A 9270-nucleotide genomic window follows, 5' to 3' on the forward strand; every position below is an offset into this window, starting at 1 on the left:
AGTTGAGTTTATACCTGTGGATACAAGCTTTTTATCAGTGGGTTGTGTGAATCTCAATTGGAAATGGTAGCGATCGCACTCGTTCCAGCGTGTCTTTCAATCAGGGATTATGCCGCAATACTTCGGGCAACTGCATACCAGCGAGCAGCCTTGGTCAACCCTTGGGGCAGTACAAACAATACAACAGGATAAGCGCCGTATCCTCTTCAACTGCGGCGACTTCCGTCTGACCATTAGCGTCCTAGCAGCAAACTTAATTCGGGTACGGATGACACCTACTGGCGAATTTCTGCCACGTCGGTCATGGGCAGTCACACAGGCAGATGAAGAATGGTCTACTGTGCCATTTGAGGTGCGAGAAAAAGCAGATGTTGTAGAAATTGAAACTCAACAGCTACGAATCCTCGTTAACCAAAACCCCTGTCGCATCCAGTGCTTCGACCTAGCAGGACAGCCCTTTGCTCAGGATGCAGCCCCAGGAATGGGTTGGCGGACTGGCGCTACTGCTGGGTGGAAACAAATTGAAGCTGACGAACATTTCTATGGCTTCGGCGAACCCACTGGTTTACTCGACCAACTGTCTAAAGTGAGAACTAATTGGACGAGTGATGCAGTTGATTTCGGCATCCTTACAGACAGTATGTATCACGCAATTCCGTTTTTCCTGGCGTTGCGTCCGGGAGTGGCCTATGGCATTTTCTTCAATACCACATTTTGGAGTCAGTTCGATCTTGGCGCAAAGCAACCCGGTGTTTTGCGGATGGAAACGCTTAGTAGCGAACTGGATTATTACATTATTTATGGCCCCGAACCGGCAAAAATTCTCGAAACTTACACCCAGCTAACCGGACGGATGCCTATGCCGCCGCGATGGTCGCTTGGTTATCACCAGTGTCGCTGGAGTTACGAGTCACAAGATATAGTCCGCAAATTGGCTGGTGAATTTCGTCAGCGCCGCATTCCCTGCGATGTCATCCATTTCGATATCGACTACATGAATGGGTACCGGATTTTTACCTGGAGTCCTAAACGCTTCGCCAACCCGAAACAATTGGTAGACGACTTAAAGCAGAATGGCTTCAAGGTGGTGCCAATTTCTGAACCAGGGGTGAAGTACGATCCAGAAGCAGATTACCAAGTCTTCGACGACGGACTCAAGAACGACTATTTTATCCGTAAAACTAACGGTCAATTGTTTCACGGCTACGTTTGGCCTGATAAAGCAGTTTTTCCCGACTTCATGCGCCCTGAAGTCAGGGACTGGTGGGGAATTTTGCAAAAAAGCCTAACCGACATCGGTGTTGCTGGTATCTGGAACGATATGAACGAACCCGCACTTGATGACCGTCCGTTCGGCGACCCCGGTAACAAGATAACGTTTCCCCTTGACGCCCCGCAGGGGTCAGCTGATGAGAAAACAAATCATGCGGAGACTCACAATCTCTACGGGTTGATGATGGCACAGGCTTCTTATCAAGGGATGGAAAAGTCACGTCCACAAGAGCGTGCTTTTTTCCTAACACGCGCCGGATATGCTGGTATTCAACGTTGGTCAGCCGTATGGACGGGAGACAATCAATCTTTGTGGGAACACCTGGAAATGTCCATCCCAATGCTCTGTAACCTGGGGTTATCGGGCGTCGCTTTTGTGGGTACCGATATTGGGGGGTTTGCGGGTAATGCGACGGCGGAACTATTTGCGCGTTGGATGCAGTTAGGGCTACTTTACCCGTTCATGCGGGGACACTCAGCGCTAACTACAGCACAGCACGAACCTTGGACGTTTGGCGACCAGGTTGAAAAAATTTGCCGCGAATACATCGAACTCCGTTACCGACTCCTGCCCTACATTTACAGCCTCTTCTGGGAAGCAGCAACTACTGGAGCGCCAATTCTGCGCCCCTTGCTCTATCATTTTCCCAATGACCCGAAGACTTTCACCATCGCTGACCAGATAATGCTGGGTTCTTCATTACTAGCAGCACCGATTTACCGTCCGGGTGTCGAACATCGTGCTGTGTATTTGCCGGAAGGTCGCTGGTATGACTGGTGGAGTGGTGAAGCTTTCGATGGATCAACCACTATCCTAGCCCACGCCCCACTGGAGCGAATGCCATTATATGTCCGTGCTGGCTCGATTATTCCGATGGCACCAGTAATGCAATACGTAGATGAACGCCCTTTAGACCAGCTGACGCTTCGGATTTGGATGGGCACAGGTCAGTTTACTCTTTATGAGGATGACGGTCATACTTTTGAGTACACAACAGGAGCCTTTTGCACGACAACTTACCACGTTCGTTCCGAAGGGCAACAAACCATTGTTGAGATTGAAGCACGAGAGGGTGGCTTTTCACCCGCAGCGCGTGAAACTATCGTGGAACTGGTCGGGATTGGCGAACAGCGCTTTGTCGATGATGGCATGGCACGTCAGTTGACGTTTTCAACCGACACTCCGCACCCTTAACTGTCGCATCCTCAGGACTTACGCAAAGCTTATACATATAGCGTTTTGTAGGGGCAATCCTCCAGGGGGATTGCGGTGGCAGATGTGGTGATGTTGCGTAAGTCCCGATCTTCTAAGAAAGCGATCGCTCAATTGTGCCCGATGAAGGTGCGAAATGTGAGATGTAACTTACATCTGGCACCAGTTGCATTAATCGCTAAGGTTTTAACAATTGGCGAGTAACTTAATTCCTGTTATATAAAACTAAATGCCTACTAGATAAGAATTTAACTCGGTTTTAACTGATATCTTGCACCACGATCAAGTCGAGGCTGGAGCCTCCGGCTTATTGATAATGGTGCAAGATGTGAGATGTAGCTTTATACTGATTTTCCATGACCTAAATATATAATCTATCCTACTTTTTGTGCATTTTTCCCCAGTCAACGAAAAATTTAGCTTTTCATAGCCCGATTACGCGAATAGTGAGTTATTAGGTTTGGTGTGATGCTATAGAGAGGAGAATTTATTGCCGATTTGAACAGTGTTTACTATTTATAGATCGCACTATGAGTGATGTGCGACCCGATGGATGCTTCTCTTAATATCTAGTTACAAACAGTTTTTAATGCATAAATTTGTAAAGAAAAGATAAAAATAAAACTGGGCTAAGCCAAATATTAGTATAATCAATAACCAAAATAAAAATTTGCTTGATATAAGAAGGTTTTTGCTGGATTACAAAGATTTTTCAGAAAGTTGACTTATAGCAGCATTGCTATTAAGATTTGGCGTCATACGATACATTTCACTTTCTGAAAGGTAGCTCGAATTGAGAAAAGTTTCGGACAACTAAATAACAGAATATCTATGCATTCAGCACCATCCCAAACGCTCCCGTTTTCTAGTGATTACTTTCGCCAATTAGCTGCCCTTGGCGAGAAGTTTCAGATAACAGATACCCAAGGTAAATTTATATCAATCTCTGAAGGAATTAATCGGGCTGCGGCTTTAGTCTATCGACAAAGAAAGCAGCAGCGAAAAGTTATTTTCATTGGTAATGGAGGGAGTGCAAGCGTAGCCAGCCATCAGGCGGTTGACTACTGGCGCAATGGTAACATTCCTGCGATCGCTTTCAACGACAGCGCCTCGCTGACCTGCATTAGTAATGACTTCGGCTACGAACAAGTTTTTAGCAAACCGATATCAATATTTGCTCAATCTGGAGATATTTTGTTTGCGATTAGCAGTTCTGGAGAGTCAGCAAACATCCTTGCTGGTGTTCGCCAAGCGATACAAATGGATTGCCAAGTCATTACGCTATCAGCCTTCCAAACCAATAACCCCTTGCGTCAACTCGGACATCTCAATTTTTACGTTCCGACTATGGCATACGGTTTTGCGGAAATCATGCATCTGTGCATTTGTCACTGTATTATAGATGGTTTGGTTAAGGGAGCTTTGCCTAGTTCTGATGAGGATAATTATCTGAACCTTGCCCAAAACGAAGTATCTTAATCGTTACCGAACGTAAAGCATTAATTATTTACTCTAGAAAACTCAGTCTCTGAATGGAACTAGCAATCAATAAAGAAAAGTATCTTAGCTTTGAAACCTGTGCAGAGATACTTGATAGCTACCGACAACAGGGGTCTAAAATCGTCCTTTGTAATGGAGTGTTTGATTTACTTCACCCTGGACACATCGCTCATTTGCAAGCCGCTAAAGCGATGGGAGATTTGTTAGTGATTTCCCTGACAGCTACTCCATACGTTAATCGAGGTCCCGGAAGACCGATATTTTCTGATGAATTGCGTCTAAGTTCTCTGGCGGCGCTAGCTTGCGTTGATTACGTGATCTTAACCCCAAAGGTAACGGCGTTGGAAGTAATTGAGAAAGTACGTCCCCATATTTACTGCAAGGGAGATGAATATGCTGACGCAAGCAAAGATGTCACCCAAAATATTGACAAAGAAGTTGCCCAGGTTAGAGCTTATGGGGGCGATGTTCGCTATACCAATGAAATCACTTTTAGCTCAACGCGATTGATTAACAATTACCTTGATGTTGTCCCCTCAGAATTAAAGGATTATGTCAAGGATTTAACTCAGCAGTATTCGTATGAGCAGATCGCAGATGCTGTGGAGGCGATGCAGCTGCTTAAGGTTTTAGTGCTTGGCGATGTCATTATTGATGAGTTTGTTCACTGTACCGTTCAAGGGTTAACCTCGAAAGGTAGAGCGCCGTCCACTCGATTTGTGAAAAAAGAACAGCACTTAGGAGGAATTTTTGCCATTGCTCGCCATCTGGAGAGTTTTGCTAATTCTGTTACAGTAGCTAGTGCTATTGGGAATGAACCTGATGTACATCGCTCGATCGCGAATCAGATCAAGGGTTCGATTGATTTAAATTTGCAGTATGCAGAAGGTTATTCTACTGTAACCAAGTGCCGTTATATTGAACAGCAAGGTACAACAAAGGGTTATACACAACTGTTTGCTATCAACTCTATAGATGAGGAGGGACTAGCACCTCAAGAGCGTCAAAAACTTTTAGATTCCTTGGAAAAGTCTATCAAAAGCTACGATCTAGTCGTTTTGGCTGATTATGGTCATGGATTAATTGATTCATCCATGATGGAATTAATTCAATCTCAAGCACCATTTTTAGCTGTTAACTGCCAAACGAACAGCGCCAATTACGGTTACAACTTAATTAGTAAATATCGACGCGCAGATACATTCTGTATAGATGAGCAGGAACTTCGTCTAGCTTTTTCTAATCGCTACGGCGATCGCAACGAGTTACTCAAGCGTTTGCAATCCCATTTAGGGGCGCAACAAGGCTGGTTGACTTTAGCCGCTTCTGGATCTTTGGCAATTCAGGCAAATGGAGAACTGGTAATGACTCCTGCGATGACACAACAAGTCAAAGATACTACAGGTGCAGGAGATGCCTTTTTTGCCCTAGCTAGTTTGAGCGCCAAGTTAGATTTACCTCTGAAGCTGGGGTCATTCCTGGGAAATATGGCAGGTGCGATCGCTGCTAATGTTCTGGGCAATGAAAAACCTGTAGCAAAACCTCGCTTGTTAAAGTTTGCCAAAACAATTTGCACGTTCTAGAGGACTGTTAGGAAACCAATCAACCCATGAATTCAATTCAAGAAGTTCTAGTTACGGGTGGTGCAGGTTATGTGGGATCTGTCTTAGTTCCTAAACTCCTGCAAGCTGGATATCGAGTCAAAGTGTTAGACCTCTATATCTATGGGACAAATGTACTAGAGGCTGTCAAAAATCATCCAAATTTGGAGGAGATTCAAGGAGACATCCGCGATCGCGCACTGCTGGAAAAAGTCATACCAGGATGCGATGCAGTGATTCACTTAGCTTGTATCTCCAACGATCCGAGTTTTGAATTAGATCCGGATCTGGGTCGTTCAATTAATTATGATGCCTTTGTTGACTTGGTGGATGTAGCGAAAAATTCAGGAGTCAAGCGGTTTATCTATGCCTCTTCTTCCAGCGTTTATGGAATTAAAGAGACTGATAATGTTACAGAAGACTTACCACTGATGCCTTTGACAGACTATTCCCGTTATAAGGCTTTGTGTGAAGAAGTATTGCTGAGTCAGCGAGAACCAGGATTTGTTACTTTAGTGCTGCGCCCAGCGACAGTGTGCGGTTACTCTCCCCGCCAGCGATTAGATTTAGTAGTTAATATTCTCACCACTCAAGCTATCAACAATGGCAAGATTACAGTTTTTGGCGGTCAGCAAAAGCGCCCCAATATTCATATTGAGGATATGACCGATCTTTATATTAAGTCTCTGCAATGGTCAGATGAAGCGATCGATGGAAAAATCTTCAATGCTGGCTACGAAAATCATACCTTGATGGAAATTGCCGAGATGATTCGTAAAGTAGTGGGATCTGTAGAAATTGTCTCCACACCCACAAACGATATTCGTTCTTATCACATTTCCTCAGAAAAAATCAAACAAGAATTGGGATTTGTGCCTTCACATACGGTAGAAGAGGCAATTCAAGATTTAGTGGCAGCATTTAGAGCCAATCAAGTTCCCAATCCGATGACAGATAGCCGCTATTATAATGTTAAGACGATGAAGGATCTCAATTTAAATTGAGATTTTTACCGCCAAATTAAATATTATGGCAGGGGTAATCATAGCTTTACCAAACTTTCATATTTTTAGGATTTACGCACCGCGTTGCTTGAAACCTAGATCCCCCCTAGCCCCCCTTAAAAAGGGGGGAACTTCAAAGTCCCCCTTTTTAAGGGGGATTTAGGGGGATCTCTGCGTAAGTCCTGATTTTTGTAGAGTTTATTCTGCTTCCGAAAAAATGGCTATCAAACGATTTGCTGGTTCAGTCATTGAAACATACAACTCTGGTGGTAAAGACCAGATATTACTGGGCTTATTGGGGTCAAGATAAAAGTTACAAAAACCTTGAATAAACTTCCCAATCATATCAATTTTATATCCCCAGGATTTCAGCAATGGCAAGGCATCATTTTGAACTATATTTAATAAATCATTTCGAGTGCTTGTCAGTCTTAGGGAGTGAAAAATGGGAACCGCCATTTCTAAAGCTTCAACAATGCCATCGTTGACTCCCTCGTAAGACCATTCAATATCAAAATCAATCATGCGAACGTTTCCTTGGGAGTCTATAATTTCATTATCACCCCAGCGATCGCCATAAATAATTCCCTTTGTGTGAGCTAAATTAAGTTCCCTCAGAATCTTGGGCAGAATTTCTACTTCTCCAGCCTTGACGAATTCATGGAAGGTTCTTCCTTCAATATATTCAATCAACATCCAATCTGTATCGGCATGAATTAACTTAGGAACGGGTAAACCTACAGCCAGTGCGCTTTTGATAAAGTCAATTTCTTCAGCAATATTTCTGAGTTTAAATATTCCTCCAGCTTCTAAAAAGCTAGTAGCTTCATACATATACCTCATGTATGCTTCAATCTCTTCTGAGGAACTTTCGCGTCTGGCTCGAAAAACGTAGCGTTCCTCATCTGTTGTAATTAATAAGATATGATTGAACGCGCCTTCCCCCTTGGGTTTCTCTATTTTTGCCGTTTCTCCTCCAGGTATGTGAGCCAAAGCCTGTCCAAGTTTTTTAGCAATATTTTCTGGCAGTACCGTAATTAAGCTTTCATTCATTAGATTGTTTATTACCTTTAACCAATGCTTAGTTATAAACTCATAGCTAAACTATCATAAAAATCTGCTAATATTTTATGATAGTGAGATGCAAAGTCAAGATGATCAATTTCTGATTGACTAAAGTAAGCTAATTTCTGCCCTTCGTGAAGCTTGATGTTAGAGATATCTAAATCAATTTGAGACCAAAAAATGTGTTCATCGCATTCTTCCCAATAATAAAACTTGAAGAATTTCACTTCATCTAACTCTAGTTCCATTTCTTCAAGTATTTCTCTGCGGATAGTTTCTTCGGGAGACTCGTTTTCTTCGATATACCCCCCAAGTAATGCCCAAGTATTCGGAAAAGGGATAGAGTTTTTATGATCACGAAGCACAAGTAAAACTTGATGTTTACTGTTGAGAAGAATTATGTCGGCTCCTGGTGGTTCTCTCATTTCACGGAATTTTTAACAATTTTTGTTAGTATACTTAGATCTTGCACCATTCTCCTTCAATTTAGTGGCGATCGCACGATTATTTGTGGCGATTCGGGTAACGATCTGTCTATGTTCCAAAATGTACCTTCCTGTGGCATTATTGTTGGTAATGCCCAGCCAGAATTATTAGAGTGGCATCACAATTCCCCGCCTGGGAAGCGTTATCTTGCTAAAAGTCACTTTGCTGCGGGGATTTTAGAAGGACTAGACTATTTCGGATTCTTGAGTCGCAGTCAGGAAGTCACCAATGCAGCTTCATCTGCGGTCTGGGAAAATCAATAGACCTCGTAGCCTTAGTCGAATTTTAGATAATTAACCACAGATAGGACATTTAAATTTAATTTTCCTCAAGTTCTCAAATCGAAACTTGAGGACATTCAATTCTAGCTCGGTTTTTTGCTTAATACTGTCCAGTAAAGATATTGCCATAATTTTTACCTTTATCTTGACCAAGTATATAGTATAATAATCTGGAAATATGTACCTAAGAATATTTATTAATCCGTTGTAGTGGATGATCAATTTTTCAAATTTTTGAGTCGTAATTAAAAAATAATCTATGCAGATAAATACACCTGATTGGGTCAAACACTCCGTTTTCTACCAAATATTTCCCGATCGCTTTGCAAGAAGTATCCCAACCCACCAAAATTGGTTACTTGATGTACCTTTAGAAGATTGGAATGCCCCGCCTACGTTTCATGGTTATAAGGGGGGGAATCTTTGGGGAGTAATTGAAAAACTAGATTATTTACAAAATTTAGGCATTAATGCAATTTACATTAACCCAATTTTTAGCTCTGCAAGTAATCATCGTTATCATACCCTTGATTATTATCAAGTCGATCCCTTATTAGGCGGTGAAGAAGCATTTACAAGTCTACTCAAAGAAGTTCATCGCCGTAAGATTAAACTTGTCTTGGATGGAACTTTTAATCATGCCAGTAGGGGCTTTTATTTTTTCAATGATATTATAGAAAATGGTCAAAAGTCTCCTTGGATAGATTGGTTCAAGATTCAAGGTTGGCCCCTCGCACCCTATGATGGCTCTCGCCCTGCTAATTATGCTTCATGGAACGACCATCGGGCTTTACCAGAGTTCAATACAGATCATCCAGGGGTACGCGAATATATTATGCGTGTAGCTG

8 protein-coding genes are annotated in these 9270 nt (G+C 42.6%); 6 read left to right on the forward strand and 2 right to left on the reverse strand.

Annotated features, from left to right (window positions below; all coding sequences use genetic code 11):
- Positions 1 to 109 precede the first annotated feature (109 nt).
- From AC2VDX_RS24725 to AC2VDX_RS24740, 4 genes are all read left to right on the forward strand, one after another.
- Complete coding sequence (locus AC2VDX_RS24725) at positions 110 to 2467, forward strand: glycoside hydrolase family 31 protein (RefSeq protein WP_378175496.1); 2358 nt, start codon at positions 110 to 112, stop codon at positions 2465 to 2467.
- An 849-nt stretch (positions 2468 to 3316) separates the two neighbouring features.
- Complete coding sequence (locus AC2VDX_RS24730) at positions 3317 to 3964, forward strand: SIS domain-containing protein (protein ID WP_378175502.1); 648 nt, start codon at positions 3317 to 3319, stop codon at positions 3962 to 3964.
- Between the two features lie 53 nt (positions 3965 to 4017).
- A complete protein-coding gene (locus AC2VDX_RS24735) occupies positions 4018 to 5568 on the forward strand; it encodes a PfkB family carbohydrate kinase (RefSeq protein ID WP_378175505.1) in 1551 nt (516 codons plus the stop codon).
- A 26-nt stretch (positions 5569 to 5594) separates the two neighbouring features.
- On the forward strand, positions 5595 to 6590 hold the full coding sequence (locus AC2VDX_RS24740; protein WP_378175508.1) for an NAD-dependent epimerase/dehydratase family protein: 996 nt from the start codon (positions 5595 to 5597) through the stop codon (positions 6588 to 6590).
- 198 nt (positions 6591 to 6788) lie between these two features.
- Here the strand turns inward: AC2VDX_RS24740 and AC2VDX_RS24745 are convergent, their stop codons facing one another.
- Both AC2VDX_RS24745 and AC2VDX_RS24750 read right to left on the reverse strand, forming a co-directional pair.
- A complete protein-coding gene (locus AC2VDX_RS24745) occupies positions 6789 to 7643 on the reverse strand; it encodes a hypothetical protein (protein WP_378175511.1) in 855 nt (284 codons plus the stop codon).
- A gap of 32 nt (positions 7644 to 7675) precedes the next feature.
- Positions 7676 to 8080, reverse strand: coding sequence for an NUDIX hydrolase (locus tag AC2VDX_RS24750; protein ID WP_378175514.1), 405 nt, complete (start codon positions 8078 to 8080; stop codon positions 7676 to 7678).
- Between AC2VDX_RS24750 and AC2VDX_RS24755 the strand changes: the two genes are divergently transcribed.
- Both AC2VDX_RS24755 and AC2VDX_RS24760 read left to right on the forward strand, forming a co-directional pair.
- Positions 8033 to 8404, forward strand: coding sequence for an HAD family hydrolase (locus AC2VDX_RS24755; protein ID WP_378175516.1), 372 nt, complete (start codon positions 8033 to 8035; stop codon positions 8402 to 8404). The genes AC2VDX_RS24750 and AC2VDX_RS24755 overlap by 48 nt on opposite strands.
- Positions 8405 to 8681: 277 nt before the next feature.
- The coding region (locus tag AC2VDX_RS24760; RefSeq protein WP_486928257.1) for an alpha-amylase family glycosyl hydrolase at positions 8682 to 9270 on the forward strand (589 nt) is incomplete at its 3' end.

The sequence above is a fragment of the Coleofasciculus sp. H7-1 genome (assembly GCF_057473865.1).